Source organism: Paraburkholderia sp. MPAMCS5, assembly GCF_036016995.1.
Lineage (GTDB): Bacteria > Pseudomonadota > Gammaproteobacteria > Burkholderiales > Burkholderiaceae > Paraburkholderia.
In genome coordinates, this window is sequence record NZ_JAYXBK010000015.1 from 54,081 (window position 1) to 79,275 (window position 25,195).

The window sequence follows — 25,195 nt, forward strand, 5'->3', positions numbered from 1 at the left end:
GGCCGTGATTCTACTTCATTTTACGATCTTGAGGCGAGCCCTTCCGCCGCCTTTCGAACCGTCGTCGTCCGGTTGGTCGCCCTCGGGCGCGCGGTCCGTCGTGGCGGGAGCCGCCTCGGTTGCGGACGGGCTTTCGACCGCGCGCGGTGAGGCGGGCGCGGCGGCCGGTTCGATTGCTTCGGCGTCCGCGCCCGAATCCTGCGCCTCGCCGCCCGTCGATTCGACCGGAAACGCCATGCCCTGCCCGTTTTCGCGCGCATAGATCGCGAGAATATTGGCAACCGGCACTTCGATCTTGTGCGACTTGCCGGAAAAACGGGCGCTGAACTCGACCCACTCGTTGCCCATCTGCAACTGGCTCGTGGCCTCGAAGCTGATGTTCAACACGATCTCGTTGTCGCGCACGAACTGACGCGGCACGCGCGTCTGGTTGTCGACGCGCACCGCGATATGCGGTGTATAGCCGTTATCCGTGCACCATTCGTACAGCGCGCGCAGCAGGTAAGGCTTGGTGGAAATCTCTTGCATCAGCAGTCCTCTTACCGGGCGCGGCCCCGCGCGCAGCCAGCCGCGCGGCGCCTGACGCCCAAAACCTCAGCCAAACTCAGCGACGCATCACCTTTTCCGAAGGGGTCAGCGCCTCGATGTAAGCCGGACGGCTGAAAATGCGCTCGGCGTACTTCATGAGCGGCGCCGCGTTCTTCGACAGCTCGATGCCGTAATGATCCAGGCGCCACAGGAGCGGCGCGATCGCGACGTCGAGCATCGAGAATTCTTCGCCGAGCATGTACTTGTTTTTCAGGAAGATGGGCGCGAGTTGCGTCAGGCGATCGCGGATCGCGAGGCGCGCCTTCTCGTGGTTCTTCTCGGCGGCTTTGCCCTTTTCGTTCTCGAGCGTGCCGACGTGGACGAACAGTTCCTTCTCGAAATTGAGCAGGAACAGACGGGCGCGCGCGCGCTGAACCGGATCGGCCGGCATCAGTTGCGGATGCGGGAAGCGCTCGTCGATATATTCGTTAATGATGTTCGATTCGTACAGAATCAGGTCCCGTTCCACGAGAATCGGCACTTGACCATACGGATTCATCACGGCGATGTCTTCCGGCTTGTTAAACAGGTCGACGTCGCGGATCTCGAAGTCCATGCCCTTTTCGAACAACACCAGCCGGCAACGCTGGGAGAACGGGCAAGTTGTGCCGGAATACAGAACCATCATGTTTACGTTTCCTCAAAAAGCTGAAGGGCCAGCGCGCGGAAAAACCGTTCAGCAGGTTTTTCCTGGCGCCGGCCCCACGCCGTGTGACGGCGTGATTATTTGATATGTTTCCAGTACGCGGCGTTCAGTCGCCAAGCGAAAAAGCTCAAAATGCCGAGGAACATCAGCACCCACACGCCAAGCTGTTTGCGGGTTTTCTGAGTCGGCTCGGACATCCAGGACAGGTACGACACAAGGTCGGCCACAGCAGAATCATAATCTACCGGCGACATCGTCCCCGGCGTGACCTGCTGGAAGCCCACAAATTTGTGCACCGTCTCGTTCGTTCTTTCGTCGACTTCGTCACCGAATTTCGCGGTACGTTGCCCCTGAAGCTGCCACAGCACGTTCGGCATGCTCACGTTTTCATACACCAGATTGTTCCAGCCGGTCGGCCGCGTATCGTCGCGGTAAAAACTGCGCAGATACGTGTACAGCCAGTCCTTGCTGCGCGCCCGCGCTTCCACGGACAAATCCGGCGGAGTCGCGCCGAACCACGCCTTCGCGTCGTCCGGGCGCATCGCCACGGTCATGGTGTTGCCGACCTTGTCGGTGGTGAAGAGCAGGTTCGTCTGAATCTCGCCCGGCGTGAGGCCGAGGTCGGTCAGCCGGTTGTAGCGCATCAGGTTCGCGCTGTGGCAATTCAGGCAATAGTTTACAAACAATTGCGCGCCGTGCTGCAAAGAAGCGAAATTGTCCGCGTTATCCGGCGCGTGGTCGAGGTGAATATTCTCATCCGCGAACGCCGGGCCGGCCAGCACCGCGAGCAATGTCGCGCCGATCAGCGCGCACGTCGAAAGCAGTTTTTTCATCTTCGTATTCTCCTGGCTCGCGATTAGTGAGGCTTGAACCGCACCCGCTCGGGCGGCTGCTTGAACGTGCCAAGCCGCGTCCAGAACGGCATGCCGAGGAAAAACGCGAAGTAGATCAGCGCGCACACCTGCGCAATCAACGTGGCGGCCGGCGACGGCGGTTTCGTGCCGAGGAAGGCCAGCGTCAGGAAAGCGAGCACGAAGATTCCGTAAAACACCTTGTGGAAGAACGGCCGGTACCGGATCGACTTCACCGGCGAGCGGTCGAGCCACGGCAGGAAGAAGAGCGAGATCACCGCGCCGCCCATCACCACCACGCCCCAGAACTTCGATTCGGTGAACGCCATCGCGAGGATCACGAGCACGGCGAGCACCGGCAAGCCGAGCTTCCATTTGCCGCGCGCGCGCACCAGCGCGAGCAGGCCGAGCAGCGCGATCACGACCATCAGCACGATCTTGAACGGGTCGGTGGTGGCGCGCAGCATCGCGTAAAAGGCCGTGAAGTACCACACCGGCGCAATTTCCTGCGGCGTTTGCAGCGGATTCGCCGGGATGAAGTTATTCGCTTCCAGGAAGTAGCCGCCCATTTCCGGTGCGAAGAAGATGATCGCCGCGAAGATCATCAGAAATACCGACACGCCCATGAAATCGTGCACCGAGTAATACGGGTGGAACGGGATGCCGTCGAGCGGAATGCCGTCCCGGTCTTTCTTCGCCTTGATCTCGATGCCGTCCGGATTGTTCGAGCCGACTTCGTGCAGTGCCACGAGGTGCGCGACGACGAGGCCGAGCAGCACGAGAGGAATCGCGATCACGTGAAACGCGAAGAAGCGGTTCAGCGTGACGTCCGACACGACGTAATCGCCGCGAATCCACAGCGACAGGTCGGGCCCGATGAACGGAATCGCCGAGAACAGGTTCACGATCACCTGCGCGCCCCAGAACGACATCTGCCCCCACGGCAACAGGTAGCCGAAAAACGCCTCGGCCATCAGGCACAGAAAGATCGCGCAGCCGAAGATCCACACGAGTTCGCGCGGCTTGCGGTACGAGCCGTACATGAGCCCGCGGAACATATGCAGGTACACGACGACGAAGAACATCGAGGCGCCCGTGGAATGCATGTAGCGGATCAGCCAGCCCCACGGCACCTCGCGCATGATGTACTCGACCGAGGCGAACGCGAGCGTCGCATCGGGCTTGTAATTCATGGTGAGGAAGATGCCGGTGACGATCTGATTGACCAGCACCAGCAGCGCGAGCGAACCGAAGAAGTACCAGAAGTTGAAGTTCTTCGGCGCGTAGTACTCGGAAACGTGCTTTTTCCAGGTGGACGTGAACGGAAAGCGCCGGTCGATCCAGCCGACCAGGCCGGTCGTCTCTACTTCGTGTTCGATCGCCATTACGCTTCTCCTTTCTCGTCCTTGCCGATCACGAGCCCGTTGGCCGACGTGAACATGTAAGGCGGGATGTCGAGGTTCTGCGGCGCAGGTTTGTTCTTGAAGACGCGGCCGGCCATGTCATAGGTCGAGCCGTGGCACGGGCACAGAAAGCCCCCGGGCCAGTCGTCTGGAAGATTGGGCTGCGCGCCCTCCTGGAAGCGCGGCGTCGGCGTGCAGCCCAGATGGGTGCACACGGCAACGGCGACGAAAATGTTCTTGCGGTCGGTGCGGGAGCGGAATTCGTTGTTGCAGTACTCCGGCAACGGCATCGAAAACGGATTCTTGGTGTGGGGATCGGCTACTTCGTTATCGGCTTTCTGGACATCGGCGAGCATCTTGTCGGTGCGGTTGATGATCCAGACCGGCTTGCCGCGCCAGGCAACGGTCTTCATGTCGCCGGGCTTGAGATCGCTAATGTCGACGTCGACCGGGGCTCCTGCTGCCTTGGCCTTATCAGATGGTGCAAACGAACTAACAAAGGGTACGACAGTGGCAACGCCTCCAATGCCACCTGCTACGGTCGTCGCTATCAGCCAGGAACGGCGGCTGCCGTCGACGCGTTCATCTTCCTTGTCTCGCATCACACGCCCCACTTCTGAGTTGGATTTTTCCTTCACGTCGCTTCTACCGCCGCTAGTTTGCGCGAATGGAGTCGCCATTTACAAGGGCCGATTGCCAAAATCCGTGCGAAGCCCTTGATAACTCAGGGTTTCTCCGTACGGATCGCAAACTTTTTCGCGACTTCTTTTAAGCATTCCCTCCGTTATTCATGCCTTTTTCTTCGCTAATCCGACCGTGATATTCAGATGATTCAAACAGGATTAGGAATGTCGATAAAGAGGTGCTCGATATCGAATTGCTCCGACAAATGCTTGCCCACCGCCTGCACGCCGAAGCGCTCGGTTGCATGATGGCCGGCCGCGAGAAACGCGACGCCGCTTTCCGCCGCCGTGTGCATGACCGACTCCGAGACTTCGCCCGTCAGGTAGACGTCCGCGCCGGCGCTGATCGCCGAGTCGAACATGCCTTGCGCGGCGCCCGTGCACCACGCGACGCGGCGCAAATTGCGCTCCGGGTCGCCGAACACGAGCGGCGTGCGGCCGAGCGTCTGCTCGATCTCGGCGGTGAAATGCGCGAGCGTGATCGGCATGGGGAAGGTGGCGAGCCAGCCGAGATCGTTTTCGCCGAAGCGCGCGTCGCTGATCCAACCCATCTTCTCACCGATCTGCGCGTTGTTGCCGAATTCGGGGTGATCGTCGAGCGGCAGGTGATAGGCGAACAGGTTCAGGTCGTTGCCGATCAAAAGCTTCAGGCGCGCGTGTTTGCGGCCGGTGATCTGCGGCGCTTCGTTGCGCCAGAAGTAGCCGTGATGGACCAGCACGGCGTCCGCGCCCCAGTCGAGCGCGGCCTCCAGAAAGGCCACGGAAGCGGTCACGCCGGTTGCCAGTTTGTTGACCTTGCGGCGCCCTTCGACTTGCAGTCCGTTGGGGCAATAGTCCTTGAAGCGCGCAGTTTCAAGGAGATTGTTCAAGTACAATTCAAGTTCGATCCGATCCATATAAACCTCTAGTCTTCAGATGCTTAGACGCTTTTGGCTGTTCTTTGCCCAAGCGGTGACTGTGCTGTTGGCGCTGATGTTCATCATCGCGACCCTCAAACCGCAGTGGCTCCAGCGTCAAGGGCAATTCGGCAAGCAACTTGCCGAACCGATCGTCGCTCTGCGCGAGGTCGCCCCGGGCATCGGCAGCGGGCCGGCAACGGCGTCTTATGCAGATGCCGCGCAGAAGGCCATGCCTGCGGTCGTCAACGTGTTCTCCAGCAAAGATGGCTCACTGCCGCCGGACCCGCGCGCGAAAGACCCGCTGTTCCGCTACTTCTTTGGCGACAAGAACAACCGCAAGCAGCGCGAGCAACCGGCGGCCAATCTCGGGTCCGGGGTGATAGTGAGTTCGGAAGGTTACATTCTAACGAACCAGCACGTGGTCGACGGCGCCGATCAGATCGAAATCGCACTCGCCGACGGCCGCACGACCAATGCCAAGGTCATCGGCATCGACCCGGAAACGGATCTGGCCGTACTCAAGGTCAACATGACCAATCTGCCCACCATCACGCTCGGCCGCATGGACCAGACGCGCGTGGGCGACGTGGTGCTCGCGATCGGCAATCCGTTCGGCGTCGGGCAAACCGTGACCATGGGCATTGTCAGCGCGCTCGGCCGCAATCACCTCGGCATCAACACGTTCGAAAACTTCATCCAGACCGACGCGGCGATCAATCCCGGCAACTCGGGCGGCGCACTCGTCGACGTGAACGGCAATCTGCTCGGCATCAACACCGCCATCTACTCGCGCTCCGGCGGCTCGCTCGGTATTGGCTTCGCGATTCCGGTGTCGACGGCGCGCAGCGTGCTGGAGAGCATCATTACCACGGGTTCGGTCACGCGCGGCTGGATTGGCGTCGAGCCGCAAGATGTGACGCCGGAGATCGCAGAGTCGTTCGGGCTCGATCAGAAGTCGGGCGCGATTGTCGCGGGCGTGCTGAAGAACGGCCCCGCCGACCGCGCGGGCATTAAGCCCGGCGACATTCTGGTGAGTGTGAACGGCCAGGAAATCACCGACACCACCCGCTTGCTGAACGTGATCGCGCAAATCAAGCCGGGCACGGCGGCGAAGGTGCACCTGGTGCGCAAGAGCCATGAACTCGATCTGGACGTGATCATCGGCAAACGGCCGCCGCCGCCGAAACAGCCCGCCGACGACAGCGATCAGCCGGACGACGAAGGCGGTTGAGCGCAGTCGAAGTCGAAGCGGAGCCAAGGCGGCGCTGGGATACACACAGGCAAAATGCAAAAAGGGCAGTCCGTCACGGACTGCCCTTTTTCCTTGCGTCTTCAACCTGGCGACGTTGGCGCAGCATGCTCTGCGCCAGCCAGCCGGACATCAACCCGGCGGACTCGCGTCCTCGACGACAACCGGCTGCTTGCCCACGATCAACCGTGCCGCGATGATCCCCGCTTCGTAGAGCACGATCAGCGGGACCGCCAGAATGAGCTGCGAGAACACGTCCGGCGGCGTCACGACGGCCGAAATCACAAACGCGCCGACAATCACATACGGCCGGATTTCCTTGAGCTTCTTGAGCGTGACCACATTCATGCGAACCAGCAACACGACGACGATCGGTACTTCGAACGTCACGCCGAACGCAAGGAACATGGTGAGCACGAAGCTCAGGTAATTGTCGATATCGGTGGTCATCTCCGCGCCCAGCGGCGCGTTGTAGTGCGCCATCACGCGGAAGATGGTTGGGAACACCACGAAATAGGCGAACGCCATGCCGCACAGAAAAAGCGTGTAGCTGCTGCCCACGAGCGGCCCCACGAGTTTCTTTTCATGCTGATAAAGACCCGGCGCGACGAACGCCCAGATCTGATACAGCACGAACGGCAACGCGATCACGAAGGCGACCAGCATGGTCACCTTCATCGGCACGAAGAACGAGCCGGTGACATCGGTCACGATCATCTTGCCGTCTTTCGGCAGATTGTTCATGAGCGGGCGCGCCAGCAACCGGAAGATGTCCGGCGCCCAGTACACCAGCCCGATAAACACCACGATGACGGCAAGACCGGCGCGGATGATGCGGTCGCGCAATTCAACGAGGTGGGAAATGAAGGTCTCTTCAGTGCCTTCGTCCTGGCTTTGCTGGGGGTCGCTCACACCGGCCCTCGGTTAGGAATTGTCGTTCTGATCATCAGAAAAACCGCGTCGGACGGCGCATGCTGGCAGGCGTATGCCGCGCGACGCGCGCCGCGCCCGACTGCACGCGCGTGCGGCGCGTGGTGGCGCGCTTGTACCACGTGGGCATGGCCGTTTGCTTCACGCGCCAGTTCTTGCGCCTCGGCGCGAGCGGCGAGCTGCCTTGCCACGACGTGCTGCCGGCGTCTTCGAGCGCGCCGCCGGCAATGTCCGGCGACACCGACGAGCCACTATTCCAGGCTTCGTTCAGTTCCGTCTCGTGCTTGCGCAGATTGTCCTGCACAGCGGTCTGGACATTGCTGGCCGCCGTTTCGAACTCGGTCTTCATGCGACGCAATTCGTCAAGTTCGATTTCCCGCGTAACTTCCGCTTTGACGTCGTTGATATACCGCTGCGCGCGGCCGAACAGCGCGCCCGCCGTACGCGCGACGCGCGGCAGGCGTTCAGGGCCGAGCACGACCAGCGCGACGACGCCGATCAGCGCCATCTTGGTTAGACCGAGGTCCAGCATGGAGGGAAATATCCGTCAGTAACGCGGTGGGACCGCGGCTTAGCGGTAATCGCCCGAACGCGGCGTCTTTTCCTTTGCTTCCACATCCACGGCGCCGTTGCGCGGCAGTTCGCGCTGCTGACGCGCGTCGCCTGCCTCCGTTTCAGTTTCCTTCATGCCTTCCTTGAAGCCCTTTACCGCGCCCCCGAGATCCGTGCCGATGTTCCGCAACTTCTTGGTGCCGAACACGAGCGCGACGATCAACAACACAATCAACCAATGCCAAATACTCAACGAACCCATGACTACTCTCCTTAACCCCGACGCCGCACTCAATGCGGCAAAAACTCGTCTGCCTTGCGGCGTGAATTGAAGCGCGCGCGCTTCATGTGTACGTTACCGCGGCGTTGGATAAAACGGCGCCGATTCGCCCGGCCACTTTGTGTAGTGTGACCAGCCAATCGCGTCGCCGTAATTACAATGCAGCAAAAACAACGCCGGCGCGATGGGCCGCTGGCCGAAACTGCGGCTGTTGCCGGACTCAGCCCATGCGCTGCCACGGACGCGGCCCCGCGAGAATGTGCGCATGCAGGTGATATACCTCTTGTCCGCCGCCCGGGCCGGTATTAATGACCGTGCGGAAGCCGGTTTCGCCACCGGTGTACGCGACGCCCAATTGGTCGGCGAGACGTGCCGCCAAAACAAGCATTCTACCAAGCAGAGGCGCATCGCTTTCAGCGCAGTCAGTCAGCGTGGGAATGTGCTTGCGCGGGATGACGAGCACATGCGTTTCGGCCGCCGGACGGATGTCGCGGAAGGCGACAAATTCGTCGTCTTCATGGACTTTGGTCGACGGAATTTCGCCGGCGGCGATCTTGCAGAACAGGCAATTCGGGTCGTGGCTCATCATTTTCCTGACGCGGTATGGCTGGAGCGCGATGCCTGGCTCAGCGTGGCTGAGCCCGAGGCGGCCGGGTCCGTTCGAGACCCGGAACACCGGACCTGATCAGAACCATGCGCGCGGATTCGCGAACGGCTTGTTATCGTACAGGTACAGCCAGCCCTTGATAATACGGTACAACATCCAGATGCTCACTGCCCACAGCACCGGAATGCCGACCACCACGAACAACAGCAGCCCGCCTATCGCATAGCCGAGAAGGCCGATCCAGAAAGTGCGGATCTGCCACTCGAAATGCGGCTCGTATGGCGTGCCCGCCGCATCCGGCCGCTTCACATAGTCGATGATGATCGCTATCAGGATGGTCAGACCGCCCGTCAGCCAGTGAACCGCGTACAGGGCGTATAGCACATGCGTGAGGGTACGCAGGCTGCGTTCCCGCTCCGGCTCCATGGCGTGGCGATAAGCCGGCGTCGGATAACTTTCGTGCGACTGTTCCATGCTTGCGTCCTCCCGAGGATGCGGTTCCGATGCATTCAGTCCAATGTGGGCGCCGGCCTTCGCTAATTCAAGATAAGGCGTGAAATCACTAACAAGGTGACGGATCAGTCGCCGTTCTGCTCGCGCTCGCGGCTCTTGCGCAGCGCTTTTTCCTCGATACCCGACATGCCTTCGCGGCGTTCCAGTTCGGCGAGTACGTCGGCCGGGCTCAGATCGTAGTGCGACAGCATGACGAGACAATGGAACCACAGGTCCGCGACCTCGCCGACCAGCGCCTTCGACTCGCCGCCGTGACGCGTGTCCTTCGCGGCCAGCACGACTTCGGTGGCTTCTTCACCGATCTTCTTCAGCACGGCGTCGTCGCCCTTGTGGAACAGGCGCGACACATACGAGACGTTCGGATCGCCGCCCTTGCGGCTGTCGATGATCGCCGCGAGGCGCATCAGCGTGTCGTTCGTGGAAGGCGCGGCTTGGGTGGATTGCGTCATTTGTAAATGTGTTCGGGGTCTTTCAGCACGGGATCGACGGCAACCCAGTCGCCATCTTCCACCGCGCCTTCGAATTTCTGGAAAAAGCATGAGTGGCGGCCTGTGTGGCACGCAATGCCCGACACCTGCTCCACTTTCAGCAGCACGACGTCTTCGTCGCAGTCGAGCCGCACTTCATGCACCTGCTGCACGTGGCCGGATTCCTCGCCCTTGAACCACAGGCGCTGGCGCGAGCGCGAGAAGTACACCGCGCGGCCCAGTTCCACGGTTTTCGCCAGGGCCTCGCGGTTCATCCACGCGAACATGAGCACGTCGTTCGTCGACGCTTCCTGCGCGATCACCGGCACAAGGCCGTTCGCGTCCCATTTGACCTTGTCGAGCCAATTGACTGCTGTCGGATTCACCACGTCACAACCTCACCGAAATGCCCTGGTCTGCCATGAAGCGCTTGGCCTCGCCCACCGTGTGTTCGCCATAGTGGAAGATGCTCGCGGCGAGCACGGCATCCGCGTGGCCGCTCGTGATGCCGTCGGCGAGATGCTGCAGGTTGCCGACGCCGCCCGAGGCGATCACCGGAACCGGCACCGCGTCGGACACCGCACGCGTGAGCGCGAGGTCGAAGCCGCTTTTCGTGCCATCGCGGTCCATGCTCGTGAGCAGGATTTCGCCCGCGCCGAGCTGAGCCATCTTGCGCGCCCATTCGACGGCTTCGAGGCCGGTGGCCTTGCGCCCGCCGTGCGTGAACACTTCCCAGCGCGGCGGCTCGCCGTCGGCGGACACGCGCTTCGCGTCGATCGCGACGACGATGCACTGCGAGCCGTATTTGTCCGTGGCGTCTTTCACGAGCTGCGGATTCGCCACCGCCGACGAGTTCATGCTGATCTTGTCCGCGCCCGCGTTCAGCAGGCGCCGCACGTCTTCGACGGCGCGCACGCCGCCGCCGACCGTCAGCGGAATGAATACCTGCGAGGCAACCGCTTCGATGATCGGCAGGATCAGATCGCGCTGGTCCGAAGTCGCGGTGATGTCGAGGAACGTGAGTTCGTCCGCGCCCTGATCGTCGTAACGGCGCGCGATTTCGACCGGGTCGCCCGCGTCGCGCAGCTCGACGAAGTTGACGCCCTTGACCACGCGGCCGGCGGTCACGTCGAGACAGGGAATGATGCGTTTAGCTAGAGCCATGATCTTGCAAATCTGCCAATACCGCTGATGAAGCCGCCCGCGTCAGGTCGATGCGAGCGGCATGGTGCCGGGGCGGCGCAAAGCGCTATCCGAACGCGAGCGGAGCGAGCCCAGCCGAACGCGCCGCAATCGCCGCAACGCTTATGCGTCGTCCGATTCGCGCAGCCGGTCCGCGAGCGTTTGCGCAGCCGCGAAGTCGAGGTCGCCCGAGTAGATTGCCCGGCCGCAGATCACGCCTTCAACGCCTTCGTCTTCGACTTCGCAGAGCGACTCGATGTCGGTCAGATTCGACAGGCCGCCGCTTGCGATCACCGGAATCTTCACCGCGCGCGCGAGGCGCACCGTCGCTTCGATGTTGATGCCTTGCAGCATGCCGTCGCGGCCGATGTCGGTGTAAATGATCGACTCGCAGCCGTAGTCCTCGAACTTGCGCGCGAGATCGGCCACTTCGTGGCCGGTCAGCTTGCTCCAGCCGTCGGTGGCGACCTTGCCGTCTTTCGCGTCCAGACCGACGATGATATGTCCGCCAAACGCCGTGCAGGCGTCCTGCAAAAAGCCCGGATTCTTGACCGCCGCCGTGCCGATGATCACGTATTCGAGGCCGTCGTCGAGATAGCGCTCGATCGTGTTCAGGTCGCGGATGCCGCCGCCCAACTGCACGGGAATCTCGCCGCCCACTTCCTGGATGATCGCGCGGATCGCGTCTTCGTTCCTCGGCTTGCCGGCGAACGCGCCATTCAGGTCGACGAGGTGCAGACGGCGCGCGCCGCGGTCGACCCAATGTCGGGCCATCGCCGCCGGTTCCTCGGAAAATATCGTCGCCTGGTCCATATCGCCTTGTTTGAGGCGTACACACTGACCGTCTTTCAGGTCGATGGCGGGAATCAGCAGCATAGCAATCGGGTGTTGTCTGGGAATGGGTTGAAGGTCGGCGCGGGCCGCAGCGGCTGGTTGGCCAGCCTGCCAAAACGCCGTCTCGCTAGTTTAGTACAACTCTTTCGACGCCCTTGCGCCTTGGGAGCGCGCGTCAAATCTGGGGTATCGCGGCTGTGGCGCGCGGCAAACGCCCCGCTGGTGGCGGGACGGCGCGCGGCAACAGATTGAGGAAAGGCGCTCACGGGTTCCAGTGCACGAAGTTGCGATACACGCGCAAGCCCGCTTCGGCGCTCTTTTCCGGGTGAAATTGGGTGGCGAAGATGTTATCCCGCGCCACTGCCGAGGTAAAGGGCACGCCGTACACCGTCTCGCCGCAGGTGTGCACGGTATTGTCCGGCACCACGTAATAGCTGTGCACGAAGTAGAAGAACGCGTTGTCCGCCACGCCGTCCCACAGCGGATGCGGCTGCGCCTGGCGCACGCGGTTCCAGCCCATTTGCGGAACCTTGAAGCGCGAGCCGTCGTCCTGAATCTGGCCTTCCAGGTCAAAACGCAGCACCTTGCCCGGCAACAGTCCGAGGCCGCGCGTGTCGCCTTCGGCGCTCCAGTCGAACAGCATCTGTTCGCCGACGCAGACGCCCATCAACGGCTTGACTCGCGACGCTTCCACGACCGCTTCCTGCAAGCCGGACTCGGCGAGACTGCGCATGCAGTCGGGCATCGCGCCCTGGCCGGGCAGCACCACGCGGTCGGCCGCGCGGATCGCTTCCGGCTGGTCGACGATCGCCACGTCCGCTTCCGGCGCGGCCTTGCGCAATGCCTGCGCCACCGAGCGCAGGTTGCCCATTCCGTAATCAACAATCGCTATCGAAGTTTTCATTTCAAGTTAGGCAGCAAAGCCTTCAATCCATCGACGATGAATTCCACCGCCAGCGCCGATAACATCAAACCCATGAGACGCGTGCCGATATTGATACCCGTGCGACCGACCCAGCGGGCAATCGGCTCGGCAAGCCGCAGCGAAAAAAAGCAGATTGCGGCGAGCACCGCGCCGATCACAATCAGACCGATGCGGTCGTACCAGTGCGGCGAGCCGGCCGCGTAAATGATCGTGGTGCTGATCGCGCCCGGACCGGTCAGGAGCGGAATCGCCAGCGGCACGACCGCGATGTTGTCCTTCTGCTCCGCTTCATGGCGCTCTTCGGGCGTCGAGCGGCTGTTGCCGATCTGCGCGTTGAGCATGTTGATCGCCATCAGCAGCATGATGATTCCGCCGCCCACTTCGAGCGAACCGACCGAAATGCCGAAAAAGCTGATGATCTGCTGCCCGAGCAACGTGGTCACCGCAATCACGCAGAACACCGAAATGGCCGCGATCCGAATGGTTCTACGCCGTTCGGCGTCGCTCTGATTCGCCGTCAGGCTCATGAAGAACGGAATCGCGCCAACCGGATTGATCAGCGCGAGCAGCGAAATAAACGACTTCAGAATATCCATTGAACACCCGGCGCGCGCGCGGCGCGGTCGCGGTCCTGGTAAAAAAGTCGCTTAAAGGCTGCCCTTGGTCGACGGAATCTGCCCCGCCGCGCGTTCGTCCAGTTCGACGGCCATGCGCAGCGCGCGGCCGAAAGCCTTGAACACCGTTTCCATTTGATGATGGGCGTTCAGGCCGCGCAGGTTGTCGATATGCAGCGTGACGCCCGCGTGGTTCACGAAGCCGCGGAAAAACTCGATGGACAGATCGACGTCGAACGTGCCGATGCGCGCGCGCGTGAACGGCACGTGGAATTCGAGACCCGGACGGCCGGAAAAGTCGATCACGACGCGCGACAGCGCTTCGTCGAGCGGCACATAGGCATGACCGTAGCGCCGAATGCCCTTGCGGTCGCCGATGGCCTTGGCGACAGCCTGGCCGAGCGTGATGCCGGTGTCTTCGACCGTGTGGTGGTCGTCGATATGCAGATCGCCATGCGCTTCAATGTCGAGATCGAACAGGCCATGCCGCGCAATCTGGTCGAGCATGTGGTCGAGAAACGGCACGCCGGTGGCCAGCTTCTGCTGACCGGTGCCGTCGAGGTTGATCTTGACACGGATCTGCGTTTCGCTAGTGTTGCGAACGACTTCCGCAAGGCGCATGGTAATTCCTCGAATCTAGCTGTGAAGCGATAGTAGTGTGGGTGGAAACGGCGAGCCGCCGCTTAATGCAATACGAGTTTCAAGGCGGCGAGCATCTGGGCGTTTTCGTCGGGAGAACCGACGGTCAATCGCACACAATTCGCCAGCAATGGATGCATTTTACTCACGTTTTTGATCAAAACCCGCGCTGCGAGCAGGGTTTCGAACAGAACGGAGGCGTCGGGCACCCGCACGAGCAGGAAGTTGCCGGCGCTCGGAAACACCTCGGCGCCTGGCAATTGCGCCACGGCCTCCGCGAGTTTGGCGCGCTCGTTGCGCAATTGGGCCGCCTGCGAGTCGAGCACGTCGACGTGATCCAGCAGGAAATCCGCGGCCGCCTGCGTCAGCACGTTCGTGTTGTACGGCGGGCGCACCTTGTCCAGTTCGGTCAGCCACGCGGGCTTGCCGACCAGATAGCCAAGACGGATGCCGGCGAGACCGAGCTTCGACACCGTGCGCATCACGACGACGTTGTCGAATGCGTCGGCGCGCGGCAGCCAGCTTCGCTGCGCGAACGGCTGGTAGGCCTCGTCGATCACCACGAGACTCTTCGTTGCCGCGGCGATGATGCGTTCCATGTCGGCGTCGTCGAACAGCGTGCCGGTCGGATTGTTCGGGTAGGCGAGATAGACGACTGCCGGCTCGTGGTCGGCGATGGCGGCGAGCATCGCTTCGGTATCGAGCGTGAAATCGGCCTTGAGCGGTACGCCGACGAACTCCAGATTCGCCAGCTTCGCCGACATCTGGTACATCACGAAACCCGGCACCGGCGCGAGCACCTTGGCGCCCGGCTTCGCGCACGCGATCGACACCATGCTGATGATTTCATCCGAACCATTGCCGAGCAGCACGTCGCAACCGGCCGGCACGCCCATCACGCGCTTGATCTTCTCGATCAGCGCCTCGGGGCGCGGCGCCGGATAACGGTTCAGCGCAACGCCGGCCAGATGCTCGCCGAGATGCGCGGCCAGCACGGGCGGCAGCGGAAACGGGTTTTCCATTGCGTCGAGCTTGATGTAGCCCGTGGCGTCCGGAACCGGATAGCTCGTCATCGCGAGCACGTCGCGGCGGATGATGTCTTGAGGTGTCGTCATAAGTCAGTGGGCCGGGCCGCGCGCCCGACGCGTCCGGCGCGGCCGCTTTTCGCGGCGGGCGCGGCGCGCCGGGTTGGTGCGCGGTGTCTTTTATTGGATGGTGAGGTCTTCGAACGGAAACGTAATAGCCATGGCGCGTGTCCTGGTGGCCGACTCGCCGCGCCTGGCGCCGTAACCGCTCACCCGCCCTGCCGCATCCGGTATTCGGCGCTGCGGGCGTGAGCCTGCAAGCCTTCGCCGTAAGCGAGTTCGGCGGCGATCTCGCCGAGCGTCTGCGCGCCTTCCGCGCTCACTTCGATCACGCTCGAACGCTTGAAGAAATCATAGACGCCCAGCGGCGAGGAGAACCGCGCGGTACGCGACGTCGGCAGAACGTGGTTCGGCCCGGCGCAGTAGTCGCCGAGACTCTCGCTCGTGTAGCGGCCAAGGAAGATCGCGCCCGCGTGGCGGATCAACTGGCTCCACTGATGCGGCTCCAGCGCGGAAATTTCGAGGTGTTCCGGCGCGATGTCGTTGGCGATCGCGCAGGCTTCCGCCATGTCGCGCACTTTCACCAGCGCGCCACGCCCTTCGAGCGACGCCTGGATCACGTCACGGCGCGGCATGGCGGGCAGCAGTTCGTCGATCGCGTCCTGCACGCGGGCGATGAACGCGTCGTCCGGGCACAGCAGAATGGACTGTGCAAGTTCGTCGTGCTCGGCTTGCGAGAACAGGTCCATCGCGACCCAGCGCGGGTCGGTCGTGCCGTCGCACAGCACGAGAATTTCCGACGGACCCGCAATCATGTCGATGCCGACCGTGCCGAACACGCGCCGCTTGGCCGACGCGACGTACGCGTTGCCGGGACCGCAGATCTTGTCGACAGCCGGCACGCTTTCCGTGCCGTAAGCAAGCGCGCCCACGGCCTGCGCACCGCCGATCGTGAACACGCGGTCCACGCCGCCGAGCAGCGCCGCCGCCAGCACCAGCGGATTTTTCACGCCGTCCGGCGTGGGCACGACCATCACGATTTCGCGCACGCCGGCGACGCGCGCCGGAATCGCGTTCATCAGCACCGAAGACGGATACGCCGCCTTGCCGCCCGGCACGTAAATGCCCGCGCGGTCGAGCGGCGTGACCTTCTGGCCGAGCACGGTGCCGTCGGCCTCCGTGTACTGCCAGCTATGGCTGCCGCATTCGATTTTCTGCTTCTCGTGGTAGCCGCGCACGCGCGCCGCCGCGGCTTCGAGCGCCGCCCGGCGCTTCGGCTCCAGGCCTTCCAGAGCCGCTTCCAGCTCGGACATGGGCAGTTCGAGCGCCGCGACGCTCTGCGCGCTCAGACGGTCGAAACGGTTCGTGTAGTCGAGCACCGCCGCGTCGCCGCGCGTCTTCACGTCGTTGAGAATCTGCGCGACCGAGCGCTCGATCGCTTCGTCTTCGCTCGCCTCGAACGCGAGCACCGCGTGCAGCGACTTCTGGAAGCCGAGAGCGGTGGAATCGAGTTTGCGAATCTTGATAGACATACGGGTATCCGTTTCGGTAGGGCGAGCTTTACAACGCCGTCAGACTGGTTCGATCAGCTGTCAGGCCGAGACAAGGCCGGCTTTCGTCGCGCGTTCGAACGCGTCGAGGATCGGCCGCAACGCAGCGCGCTTGAGCTTGAGCGCTGCCTGGTTCACCACGAGGCGCGACGAAATCTGCATGATCTCCTCCACCTCGACAAGATGATTGGCGCGTAAGGTGTTGCCCGAACTCACCAGATCAACGATCGCATCCGCGAGGCCGACAAGCGGCGCCAGTTCCATCGACCCGTACAGCTTGATCAGATCGACGTGCACGCCCTTGGCGGCAAAGTGCTCGCGCGCGGTCTCGACGTACTTGGTCGCGACGCGCAGGCGTGCGCCCTGGCGCACCGCGTTCGCGTAGTCGAAACCCGCGGCGACCGCGACCGACATCCGGCACCGCGCGATGTCCAGATCCACCGGCTGGTACAGGCCGCTGCCGCCGTGCTCCAGCAGCACGTCCTTGCCCGCGACGCCGAAGTCGGCCGCGCCGTATTCCACGTACGTTGGCACGTCGGTGGCGCGCACGATGATCACGCGCAGATTCGCGTCGGTGGTGGGCAGGATCAGCTTGCGCGAGCTTTCCGGATCTTCGGCCACTTCGATGCCGGCCGCGGCGAGGAGCGGCAGCGTCTCCTCAAAGATACGCCCCTTCGACAAAGCCAGCGTGAGCGGCGCGCAGACCGCCGGCGACGCCGATGTTTGCGGCATCGAACTCATGCCTCGCTCCCGGAAATGCGGCGCACCTTCGCGCCAATCGCATTCAGCTTGGTTTCCATCCGGTCGTAGCCGCGGTCCAGATGGTAAATACGGTCGATCAGCGTCTCGCCTTCCGCGCGCAACGCAGCAATCACGAGACTCGCCGACGCCCGCAGATCCGTTGCCATGACCTTCGCGCCGGAGAGTTTCTCGACGCCGCTCACGAGCGCGGTCTTGCCGTCGGTCGTAATGTTGGCGCCGAGGCGGTTCAGTTCCTGCACGTGCATGAAGCGGTTCTCGAAGATCGTCTCGACGACCTGCGAGCGGCCTTCCGCGACAGTGTTCAGCGCCATGAACTGCGCCTGCATGTCGGTCGGGAACGCCGGATATTCGGACGTGCGGAACGACACCGCGTTCGGGCGTTTGTCCATGCGCACGCGCATCCAGTCGTCGCCTTCTTCGATCGTGACGCCGGCTTCGCGCAGCTTCGCGGTCACCGCTTCAAGAATCTGCGGACGCACGTGACGCAACGTGACGTCGCCGCCCGCCGCGGCCACCGCGCACAGGAACGTGCCGGCTTCGATCCGGTCGGGAATCACCGTGTGCTTCGCGCCGTGCAGCTTGTCGACACCCTGGATCACGAGGCGGTCCGTGCCGATACCTTCGATCTTCGCGCCCATGGCCACCAGCAGATGCGCGAGATCGCCGACTTCGGGCTCGCGCGCCGCGTTTTCAATGACCGTTTCGCCTTCGGCCAGCACCGCCGCCATCAGCAGGTTTTCGGTGCCGGTCACGGTGATCATGTCGGTGATGATGCGCGCGCCCTTCAGCCGCTCGGCGCGCGCTTCGATGAAGCCGTGCTCGATCGTGATCTCGGCGCCCATCGCCTGCAGGCCCTTGATGTGCTGATCCACCGGACGCGCGCCGATCGCGCAGCCGCCCGGCAGCGACACGCGCGCGTGGCCGAAGCGCGCGACCAGCGGGCCGAGCACCAGGATCGACGCGCGCATGGTCTTCACCATTTCGTACGGCGCGACGAGGTTGTCGACCTTCGACGCGTCGAGCGACACGCGCCCTTCGCTGCTTTCGATGCGCACGCCCATTTGCCCGAGCAGCTTGAGCATTGTGCGGACGTCCTGCAAATCGGGCACGTTGTCCAGCCGAACCGGCTCGGCGCTCAGCAAACCGGCGCAGAGGATCGGCAACGCCGCGTTCTTCGCGCCCGAGACAACGACCTCACCCGACAGCGGGTAGCCACCTTCAATGACGAGTTTGTCCATGCCTGTCTGTTCCTGATCGGCCCGCACTTCAGCCGGGCCTGCTTTGATTGTGTTCGGCGCGCCGCTGCCAGCGTCGCGCCCTTCCTGAGTAATTCGCACTAAATTTCCAGATTACGCGTTCTGCCATTCGGCGGGCGTCAGCGTTTTCATGCTGAGCGCGTGGATTTCCTCGCGCATGCGGTCGCCGAGGGCCGCGTACACGAGTTGATGACGCTGGATCAGCCGCTTGCCCTCGAAGCTCGGCGAGACGATGGTCGCAAAGAAATGCTGACCGTCGCCTTCGACTTCGAGATGCTGGCAAGCGAGCCCAGCCGCGATGTATTGCTTGACCTGTTCGGGAGTCGGCAACATGAGAGAAGCTCCTCGTCAGTGGCGCAGCTTGTAGCCGGTGGCGAGCATGCGCATCGCCACCACGGCCAGCACCACGAAAAAACCGGCGACGATCGCGAGGCTCACGAGCGGATTGATATCCGACATCCCGAAAAAGCCGTAGCGAAAGCCGTCGATCATGTAGAAAAAGGGATTGAGCCGCGACACTTCGCGCCACACCGGCGGCAACGTATGCGTGGAGTAGAACACGCCCGACAAAAACGTGAGCGGCATGATCAGAAAGTTCTGGAACGCCGCGAGCTGGTCGAACTTTTCGGCCCAGATGCCCGCGATCAGACCGAGCGTGCCGAGAATCGCCGCACCGAACATGGCGAACAGAACGATGTACAGCGGCGCGCTGAAACTGACCGGCACGAACCAGATCGTCACGATGAACACGCCGAAACCGACCGCGAGCCCGCGCGCGACCGCCGCGAGCACATACGCGCCGAACATCTCGTAATGCGACAGCGGCGGCAACAGCACGAACACCAGATTGCCGGTGATTTTCGACTGGATCAGCGACGACGAACTGTTCGCGAACGCATTCTGCAACACGCTCATCATCACGAGACCCGGAATCAGGAAGCTCGTGTATTCGACGCCCGGATAAACCTGCACATGGTCGCGCAGCGCGTGACCGAAAATGGTCAGATACAGCAGCGCGGTGATGATCGGCGCGAGCACGGTCTGGAACGACACCTTCCAGAAGCGCAGGATTTCCTTATAGAACAACGTGCCGAAACCGCTATAGCCGGTCATGCGAGCCCCTCGATCACTTCTGGACCGTTCATCACCTGAACGAAAACATCTTCGAGATCGGCTTTGCGGACCTCGATTTCCTCGAATGTGCAGCCCGCCGCGCGGCATTGAGCCAGGATTTTCTCGACGTCGTCATAGCTCGTGAGGCGCAGCAGATGCTGGCGGCCGTGGCCGTTGCCCGCGCCGCCCTCGGCTTCGAGCGGCCGCAGTTCCGCCGGGAGCACGCCTTGGGCAAAGCGCACGAACAGTTGCATGCCTGCGAACCGTTGCAGCAGCGTGCTCGTGCGATCGAGCGCCACTACCTCGCCGCGACGCAGCATGGCGATGCGATCGCACAGCGATTCGGCTTCTTCCAGATAGTGCGTGGTCAGCACGATCGTGTGGCCTTCGCGATTCAGGCGCGAGATGAACTTCCACAGCGTTTGGCGCAGTTCCACGTCGACGCCCGCGGTCGGCTCGTCCAGCACGATCACGGGGGGCCGATGCACCAGCGCCTGCGCGACTAGCACGCGGCGCTTCATGCCGCCCGACAGCGCGCGCATATTGGCGTCGGCCTTCTCGGTGAGATCGAGGTTGGCCATGATCTCGTCGATCCACGCGTCGTTGTTGCGCAGTCCGTAATAGCCGGACTGGATGCGCAAGGTTTCGCGCACGGTGAAGAAGGGATCGAACACCAGTTCCTGCGGCACGACGCCCAACGCGCGGCGAGCCGAGCGGAAATCGCCGACAACATCGTGGCCGCGCACGGCGATGCTGCCTTCGTCCGCGCGCGCGAGGCCCGCGAGAATGCTGATGAGCGTTGTCTTGCCCGCGCCGTTCGGACCGAGCAGCCCGAAGAACTCGCCTTCTTCCACCGTGAGGCTGACGCCCTTGAGCGCCTGCAAGTCCTTGTAGCGCTTCTTGACGTTACGAATTTCTATGGCTGACATGACAGTGCGCCGCGTGCGTCGCGGCGCTCAAAGAAGCCCTGGGCGGGCGCACAAATGCTGGAAAGGACGGAATTGGGGTCGGCGAAATACCGAAACCGGGCCCCAAAAAACGTTTGATTATAGGGCAAAAACCATTGGCCCTATCTCAGTAGCAAGGGTGGGGGAGCGACGCGCGGGAAGCATTGGGCGAGCTTCGATGTCGCGCCGGGCAGCAAGCATGCTGCATGGAAGCGGACTCAGCGCGAACGCGCTAACTCCGGTGACCAATCAAGGCGCCCACGCCGTAAGCTTGCGCGAGACTGGCGAGGCCAGCCGGCAGATTGAAGATCTCGAACGAGGCGCCACGGGCCTGGGCGGCCCGCTGCCACGCGAGGAGGACGGCCAGCGCGGACGAATCGAACTGCGTGAGCGGCGCGCAATCCACACCGCCCGCGCCCGCCGCGATCCGCTCCAGACCCGCCACGAGCGCAGCTTTCGCGCTCGCGTGGGTCAGCGTCGTGCCGCTCGCGAAGCGATTGGCGACGGGGCTCAGCACTTCGCTCACGACTGCTTGCCCGCGGCGAGTTGCTGGTTGCGCTGCGTGAGGAACTGGATCAGCCCGTCCACGCCCTTCTGCTGGATCTGCTCGTTGAACTGCTGCTGATAAGCCTGGATCAGCCATGCGCCGAGCACGTTGATGTCATACACGCGCCAGCCTTGCTGCGTCTTGTACAGACGGTAGTCGAGCTCGATCGGCGAGCCGTTGTTCATCACGACCGAGCGCACCACCGTGTCGGTGTCGTCCGGGTTCATGCGGAACGGCTTGTACTGGATCTGCTGGTCGCGCACCTGGGCGAGCGCGCCCGAATACGTGCGGATCAGCAGCATCTTGAACTGCTCCACGACCTGAGCTTGCTGCTCGGGCGTGGCGGTGCGCCAGTTGCGGCCCATCGCCAGTTGCGTGGTGCGGCGGAAGTCCGTGTACGGCAGGATTTTCTGGTTGACGAGTTGCGTGATGTGCGAAATGTCGCCCTGCTGGATCGACTTGTCGGCGCGCACCGCGTCGATCACCTGCTGGGTGACCGTCTTGATGAGAACGTCTGGTGCGCTGGAGTCCACGCTTTGTGCCGATGCACCAGCACTTGCGAAAGAGAACAGCACGGCAAACAACGGAATCAGGAAGAATTTTTTCATATCGAGCCTTGCCTTAAAAATAGTGCAACCGTTTGAGGCGACATTAACACGCGAGTTCAGCGGCAATCCATGCGCAAACTGCGAGAGTCGTATCGATCTGTTACGGCCGTACCATCAACGCAATTTGAATGACGGAAAGTTGAACCGCGCCGGCGGCACCAATTGGCCAGCCGGAATCTGCGTGGTTTCCGGGCCGCCGTTCATGTCGATCGGCGGGGTTTCCGCGCTGCCGGAAGCCGCTTGCGGCGCCGCGGCGTTGCTCGCCGCTTCAGGTGCCGAAGCGGGCTGCGGCGGCGTCGCGACACTCGCACCGGGTGCGGCCGGAGTACCCGAAGCCTTGGCCGCTGCGCCACCCGTTGCCGCAGCACCCGCCGTTCCCGTCGCCGCGCCAGCCGGCGCACCGGCCGCCTCGCCCTCGACGTCTTCGTATTTCGGCGGCGGCGCTTCGTCGCCGTAATTCGGCAATGCCTGCGACTGCTTGCCGTCGGACAACAAATACTGACGGCGTTGCAGATACGCGTTACGCACAAAAGAGTATTTGTCGAGCGCGGCGCCTTCCAGCACGTCGCTCGCATTCAGCAGATTCGCGCGCGTGTTGACGATGTTCAGGCCGTACAACGCCCAGCTCAAGCCGGGCGGATCGACATAGCTGAGCGGGTTCACATAGTAATTGCCGAGCGAGCCGACCGCGTCGCGCACCGTGCTCGGGCCGAACAGCGGCAGCACCAGATACGGCCCCGCAGGCACGCCGTAGTGGCCGAGCGTCAGACCGAGGTCGTTGTCGTGCTTGGGCAGCTTCGCGAGCGTCGCCACGTCGAACAGACCGCCGACGCCGAAGACCGTGTTGATCACGATCCGCATGATGTCTTCAACGCCGTCGGTGATTTTCAGCTGCAGCAGGTTGTTGGCGGCGATGTAGACGTCACCGATATTCGAGAAGAAGTTCGTCACGCTGTCGCGCACCGGCTGCGGCGTGATGAACACGTAGCCCTTGGCGACGGGCTTCAGCGCGTACTGGTCGAGCTTGTCGTTGACCGTGAAGATCGTGCGGTTCAGGCCCTCGAGCGGATCGCCTTTGGTCGGCGTCTGCACCGTCGTGCAGCCGGCGAGCGCCGCCGCCGCGACGGCCAGTCTGGCGACCCGGAAGGCGCGCTCGCCTGCCGTGCGTGAGGTCTGCATTGTTGTTCTCCTTATTGACCGGCCGAGCCGGAAGCCGGCTGAGCCGCCGCCGGCGCCGGCGCAACCGCCGCAGGCGCGGGGGCAGGCGCAGGTGCAGCCGCCGCACCGCTGTCCGGCTTGGCCGCGCCCGAATCAGCTGCTTTGCTGTAGAGGAACTGCCCAATGAGGTTTTCCAGCACGATCGCCGATTGCGTCATGGAAATCGTGTCGCCAGCCTTGAGCATTTCCGAGTCGCCGCCCGGCTCCAGCCCAATATATTGCTCGCCGAGCAGACCCGAGGTCAGGATCTTTGCCGACGTGTCTTTCGGAAACTGATACTGCTTGTCGATATCGATCGTGACAACGGCTTGATATGCGTTGCTGTCGAAGCCGATCGAACCGACGCGGCCCACCGTCACGCCCGCGCTCTTCACGGGCGCGCGCGCCTTCAATCCGCCGATATTGTCGAATTTGAGTTTGACCGGATATGTTGCCTGGAACGACAGCGAACTCATGTTGCCCGCCTTGAGCGCGAGAAACAGCAACGCCACGAAACCCAACACCACGAACAGGCCGACCCAGAAGTCGAGAGCAGTCTTTTTCATCGTCATCCTAAAGTGAATCCGCCGCGCCGCCGTCATGCCGCCGCGCGCGGCCAGCGAGGCGCCGCTGCGGGCCACACGCAACGCGGTCCTAGCTGAACATCAGTGCGGTCAGCAGAAAATCGAGGCCGAGCACCGCGAGCGACGCATACACGACCGTTTTCGTCGTGGCGCGCGACACGCCTTCCGGCGTCGGCCGGGCTTCGTAGCCCTGAAACAGCGCCACGAACGTCACGGCAAGGCCGAACACCACGCTCTTGACGACGCCCGCGCCGACATCGCGCCAGACATCCACGCCGCCTTGCATTTGCGACCAGAACGCGCCGGCGTCGACGCCGATCAGCACCACGCCGACCACATAACCGCCCGCAATGCCGATCGCGCTGAAAATCGCGGCCAGAATCGGCATCGAAATGATGCCGGCCCACAGGCGCGGCGCGACGACGACCTTGACCGGGTCGACCGCCATCATTTCCATGGCGGTCAGCTGTTCGCCGGCTTTCATCAAGCCGATTTCGGCGGTGAGCGACGTGCCCGCGCGGCCCGCGAACAGCAACGCGGTAACCACCGGCCCCAGTTCGCGCACGAGCGAAAGCGCGACCAGGAGGCCGAGCGCCTGCTCCGAACCGTAGCGATTCAGCGTGTAATACCCTTGCAGGCCGAGCACGAAGCCGACGAACAGCCCCGACACGGCAATGATCACCAGCGAATAATTACCCACGAAGTGGATCTGCTTCGTGACAAGGCGCGGACGGCGCAGCAACGGGAAAAATTCGAACAGCAGGCGGAAGAAAAAGCGCGTGGCGTAGCCGGCGGTGCCGAGCCCGTCGAGCACCGAGCGGCCGACCGAGGTGATCAATGAGCCGATCATGACTGACCTCCGCCGATGCCGAAGTCCGCCGCCAGCGGCGTCTGGCTCGGATAGTGGAATTTGAACGGGCCGTCCGGCGCGCCGTCGATGAACTGCCGCACCGTCGGGTCCGTCGACGCGCGCAGCTGCGCGGGCGTGCCCTCGGCGTGGACGCCGCCGTTGGCGAGGAAATAGACGTAATCGGCGATGGCGAACGACTCCGGCACATCGTGCGTGACGAGAATCGACGTCGCGCCGAGCGCCTGGTTCAACGCACGGATCAGGTTTGCCGTGATGCCGAGCGAGATGGGATCGAGGCCGGCGAACGGCTCGTCGTACATCATCAGCTCGGGATCGAGCGCAATGGCGCGCGCAAGCGCCACGCGCCGCGCCATGCCGCCCGAAATCTCGGAGGGCAGCAGGTCGCGCGCGCCGCGCAGTCCGACCGCGTTGAGCTTCATCAGCACGAGATCGCGAATGAGTTCTTCGGGCAATTCCGTGTGCTCACGCAGCGCGAAGGCAACGTTTTCGAACACCGACATGTCGGTGAAAAGCGCGCCGAACTGGAACAGCATGCCCATTTTGCGGCGCAGCGCATAAAGACCTTCGCGCGTTTGCGCCCCGATATTTTCGCCGCCGAACAAAATCTCGCCGCGCTGAGCGCGCACGAGGCCGCCGATCAGCCGCAGCACCGTGGTTTTGCCGCAGCCCGAACCGCCCATGACCGCGACCACCTGGCCGCGCTTGAAGCGCAGGTTCAGGTTCGACAGGACGAGCCGGTCGCCGTAACCGAAGTCGACGTCGCGCAGCTCGAGTAAGGTCTCGGATGAGGAAGACACGGAACTGACAGTCCTT

At 62.9% G+C, this 25,195-nt stretch carries 32 protein-coding genes; 1 reads left to right on the forward strand and 31 read right to left on the reverse strand.

Features of this window, described 5'->3' with window-relative positions; genetic code table 11:
• Nucleotides 1-15: 15 nt before the first annotated feature.
• The 6 genes from VOM14_RS25725 to VOM14_RS25750 all read right to left on the reverse strand — a co-directional run bounded on the left by VOM14_RS25725 (nucleotide 16) and on the right by VOM14_RS25750 (nucleotide 5,067).
• Nucleotides 16-528, reverse strand: coding sequence for a ClpXP protease specificity-enhancing factor (locus VOM14_RS25725; RefSeq protein ID WP_327631581.1), 513 nt, complete (start codon nucleotides 526-528; stop codon nucleotides 16-18).
• Nucleotides 529-604: 76 nt separating this feature from the next.
• Nucleotides 605-1,216, reverse strand: a complete 612-nt coding sequence (locus tag VOM14_RS25730; protein WP_006052302.1) for a glutathione S-transferase N-terminal domain-containing protein — start codon at nucleotides 1,214-1,216, stop codon at nucleotides 605-607.
• Between the two features lie 95 nt (nucleotides 1,217-1,311).
• Nucleotides 1,312-2,067 (reverse strand): cytochrome c1, encoded by a 756-nt coding sequence (locus tag VOM14_RS25735; RefSeq protein ID WP_327631660.1) that lies wholly within the window; start codon nucleotides 2,065-2,067, stop codon nucleotides 1,312-1,314.
• 23 nt (nucleotides 2,068-2,090) lie between these two features.
• Nucleotides 2,091-3,470: a cytochrome b gene (locus tag VOM14_RS25740; RefSeq protein WP_327631582.1), complete on the reverse strand. Its 1,380-nt coding sequence runs from the start codon at nucleotides 3,468-3,470 to the stop codon at nucleotides 2,091-2,093.
• A complete protein-coding gene (gene petA / locus VOM14_RS25745) occupies nucleotides 3,470-4,090 on the reverse strand; it encodes a ubiquinol-cytochrome c reductase iron-sulfur subunit (protein ID WP_327631661.1) in 621 nt (206 codons plus the stop codon). Before petA ends, VOM14_RS25740 begins: the two co-directional genes overlap by 1 nt.
• A 230-nt stretch (nucleotides 4,091-4,320) precedes the next feature.
• Nucleotides 4,321-5,067 carry a Nif3-like dinuclear metal center hexameric protein gene (locus VOM14_RS25750; protein ID WP_327631583.1) on the reverse strand — a complete coding sequence of 249 codons (747 nt, stop codon included), beginning with the start codon at nucleotides 5,065-5,067 and terminating at the stop codon, nucleotides 4,321-4,323.
• A 19-nt stretch (nucleotides 5,068-5,086) separates the two neighbouring features.
• On the opposite strand from VOM14_RS25750, the gene VOM14_RS25755 reads away from it, so the two are divergent.
• The gene (locus VOM14_RS25755; protein WP_327631584.1) at nucleotides 5,087-6,301 is read left to right on the forward strand and encodes a Do family serine endopeptidase; all 1,215 of its coding nucleotides are present in this window, start codon (nucleotides 5,087-5,089) and stop codon (nucleotides 6,299-6,301) included.
• A 150-nt stretch (nucleotides 6,302-6,451) separates the two neighbouring features.
• Here VOM14_RS25755 and tatC read toward each other — a convergent pair whose 3' ends face one another.
• The 25 genes from tatC to VOM14_RS25880 form a co-directional block, all read right to left on the reverse strand.
• Nucleotides 6,452-7,231, reverse strand: a complete 780-nt coding sequence (gene tatC / locus VOM14_RS25760; protein WP_327631585.1) for a twin-arginine translocase subunit TatC — start codon at nucleotides 7,229-7,231, stop codon at nucleotides 6,452-6,454.
• Nucleotides 7,232-7,265: 34 nt separating this feature from the next.
• Nucleotides 7,266-7,781, reverse strand: a complete 516-nt coding sequence (gene tatB / locus VOM14_RS25765; protein WP_327631586.1) for a Sec-independent protein translocase protein TatB — start codon at nucleotides 7,779-7,781, stop codon at nucleotides 7,266-7,268.
• 39 nt (nucleotides 7,782-7,820) lie between these two features.
• The gene (gene tatA / locus VOM14_RS25770; RefSeq protein ID WP_327631587.1) at nucleotides 7,821-8,063 is read right to left on the reverse strand and encodes a Sec-independent protein translocase subunit TatA; all 243 of its coding nucleotides are present in this window, start codon (nucleotides 8,061-8,063) and stop codon (nucleotides 7,821-7,823) included.
• A 238-nt stretch (nucleotides 8,064-8,301) separates the two neighbouring features.
• Entirely contained in the window at nucleotides 8,302-8,667 is a 366-nt protein-coding gene (locus VOM14_RS25775; protein WP_327631588.1) for a histidine triad nucleotide-binding protein, read from the reverse strand.
• Nucleotides 8,668-8,766: 99 nt separating this feature from the next.
• A complete protein-coding gene (locus tag VOM14_RS25780) occupies nucleotides 8,767-9,162 on the reverse strand; it encodes a DUF4870 family protein (RefSeq protein WP_327631589.1) in 396 nt (131 codons plus the stop codon).
• A gap of 104 nt (nucleotides 9,163-9,266) precedes the next feature.
• Nucleotides 9,267-9,650 carry a phosphoribosyl-ATP diphosphatase gene (locus VOM14_RS25785; protein ID WP_327631590.1) on the reverse strand — a complete coding sequence of 128 codons (384 nt, stop codon included), beginning with the start codon at nucleotides 9,648-9,650 and terminating at the stop codon, nucleotides 9,267-9,269.
• Entirely contained in the window at nucleotides 9,647-10,057 is a 411-nt protein-coding gene (gene hisI / locus VOM14_RS25790; RefSeq protein ID WP_327631591.1) for a phosphoribosyl-AMP cyclohydrolase, read from the reverse strand. Before hisI ends, VOM14_RS25785 begins: the two co-directional genes overlap by 4 nt.
• 1 nt (nucleotide 10,058) lies before the next feature.
• Nucleotides 10,059-10,832 (reverse strand): imidazole glycerol phosphate synthase subunit HisF, encoded by a 774-nt coding sequence (gene hisF, locus VOM14_RS25795; RefSeq protein ID WP_327631592.1) that lies wholly within the window; start codon nucleotides 10,830-10,832, stop codon nucleotides 10,059-10,061.
• A 141-nt stretch (nucleotides 10,833-10,973) separates the two neighbouring features.
• Entirely contained in the window at nucleotides 10,974-11,726 is a 753-nt protein-coding gene (hisA, locus tag VOM14_RS25800; protein ID WP_327631593.1) for a 1-(5-phosphoribosyl)-5-[(5-phosphoribosylamino)methylideneamino]imidazole-4-carboxamide isomerase, read from the reverse strand.
• Nucleotides 11,727-11,946: 220 nt separating this feature from the next.
• Nucleotides 11,947-12,588, reverse strand: a complete 642-nt coding sequence (hisH, locus tag VOM14_RS25805) for an imidazole glycerol phosphate synthase subunit HisH (protein WP_327631594.1) — start codon at nucleotides 12,586-12,588, stop codon at nucleotides 11,947-11,949.
• On the reverse strand, nucleotides 12,585-13,205 hold the full coding sequence (locus tag VOM14_RS25810) for a YchE family NAAT transporter (protein WP_327631595.1): 621 nt from the start codon (nucleotides 13,203-13,205) through the stop codon (nucleotides 12,585-12,587). The genes hisH and VOM14_RS25810 overlap by 4 nt, the downstream gene beginning before the upstream one ends.
• Nucleotides 13,206-13,256: 51 nt before the next feature.
• Entirely contained in the window at nucleotides 13,257-13,844 is a 588-nt protein-coding gene (hisB, locus tag VOM14_RS25815; protein WP_327631596.1) for an imidazoleglycerol-phosphate dehydratase HisB, read from the reverse strand.
• Between the two features lie 62 nt (nucleotides 13,845-13,906).
• Nucleotides 13,907-14,977: a histidinol-phosphate transaminase gene (gene hisC, locus VOM14_RS25820; RefSeq protein WP_327631597.1), complete on the reverse strand. Its 1,071-nt coding sequence runs from the start codon at nucleotides 14,975-14,977 to the stop codon at nucleotides 13,907-13,909.
• 179 nt (nucleotides 14,978-15,156) lie between these two features.
• The gene (gene hisD, locus VOM14_RS25825; protein ID WP_327631598.1) at nucleotides 15,157-16,479 is read right to left on the reverse strand and encodes a histidinol dehydrogenase; all 1,323 of its coding nucleotides are present in this window, start codon (nucleotides 16,477-16,479) and stop codon (nucleotides 15,157-15,159) included.
• Nucleotides 16,480-16,539: 60 nt separating this feature from the next.
• Complete coding sequence (gene hisG, locus VOM14_RS25830) at nucleotides 16,540-17,238, reverse strand: ATP phosphoribosyltransferase (protein WP_327631599.1); 699 nt, start codon at nucleotides 17,236-17,238, stop codon at nucleotides 16,540-16,542.
• Nucleotides 17,235-18,545, reverse strand: coding sequence for a UDP-N-acetylglucosamine 1-carboxyvinyltransferase (murA, locus tag VOM14_RS25835; protein WP_414696321.1), 1,311 nt, complete (start codon nucleotides 18,543-18,545; stop codon nucleotides 17,235-17,237). The genes hisG and murA overlap by 4 nt, the downstream gene beginning before the upstream one ends.
• A gap of 63 nt (nucleotides 18,546-18,608) precedes the next feature.
• A complete protein-coding gene (locus tag VOM14_RS25840) occupies nucleotides 18,609-18,848 on the reverse strand; it encodes a BolA family protein (RefSeq protein WP_006052280.1) in 240 nt (79 codons plus the stop codon).
• 15 nt (nucleotides 18,849-18,863) lie between these two features.
• Nucleotides 18,864-19,628: an ABC transporter permease gene (locus VOM14_RS25845; RefSeq protein ID WP_327631600.1), complete on the reverse strand. Its 765-nt coding sequence runs from the start codon at nucleotides 19,626-19,628 to the stop codon at nucleotides 18,864-18,866.
• On the reverse strand, nucleotides 19,625-20,557 hold the full coding sequence (locus VOM14_RS25850) for an ABC transporter ATP-binding protein (RefSeq protein ID WP_327631601.1): 933 nt from the start codon (nucleotides 20,555-20,557) through the stop codon (nucleotides 19,625-19,627). Before VOM14_RS25850 ends, VOM14_RS25845 begins: the two co-directional genes overlap by 4 nt.
• Before the next feature lie 250 nt (nucleotides 20,558-20,807).
• Complete coding sequence (locus tag VOM14_RS25855) at nucleotides 20,808-21,101, reverse strand: STAS domain-containing protein (RefSeq protein ID WP_327631602.1); 294 nt, start codon at nucleotides 21,099-21,101, stop codon at nucleotides 20,808-20,810.
• Nucleotides 21,098-21,730: an MlaC/ttg2D family ABC transporter substrate-binding protein gene (locus VOM14_RS25860; RefSeq protein WP_327631603.1), complete on the reverse strand. Its 633-nt coding sequence runs from the start codon at nucleotides 21,728-21,730 to the stop codon at nucleotides 21,098-21,100. Before VOM14_RS25860 ends, VOM14_RS25855 begins: the two co-directional genes overlap by 4 nt.
• A 114-nt stretch (nucleotides 21,731-21,844) precedes the next feature.
• Entirely contained in the window at nucleotides 21,845-22,909 is a 1,065-nt protein-coding gene (locus VOM14_RS25865; protein WP_327631604.1) for an MlaA family lipoprotein, read from the reverse strand.
• 11 nt (nucleotides 22,910-22,920) lie between these two features.
• Entirely contained in the window at nucleotides 22,921-23,493 is a 573-nt protein-coding gene (mlaD, locus tag VOM14_RS25870) for an outer membrane lipid asymmetry maintenance protein MlaD (RefSeq protein WP_327631605.1), read from the reverse strand.
• Nucleotides 23,494-23,581: 88 nt separating this feature from the next.
• Nucleotides 23,582-24,349 carry a lipid asymmetry maintenance ABC transporter permease subunit MlaE gene (mlaE, locus tag VOM14_RS25875; protein ID WP_327631663.1) on the reverse strand — a complete coding sequence of 256 codons (768 nt, stop codon included), beginning with the start codon at nucleotides 24,347-24,349 and terminating at the stop codon, nucleotides 23,582-23,584.
• 8 nt (nucleotides 24,350-24,357) lie between these two features.
• The gene (locus VOM14_RS25880; RefSeq protein ID WP_327631606.1) at nucleotides 24,358-25,179 is read right to left on the reverse strand and encodes an ABC transporter ATP-binding protein; all 822 of its coding nucleotides are present in this window, start codon (nucleotides 25,177-25,179) and stop codon (nucleotides 24,358-24,360) included.
• Nucleotides 25,180-25,195 lie beyond the last annotated feature (16 nt).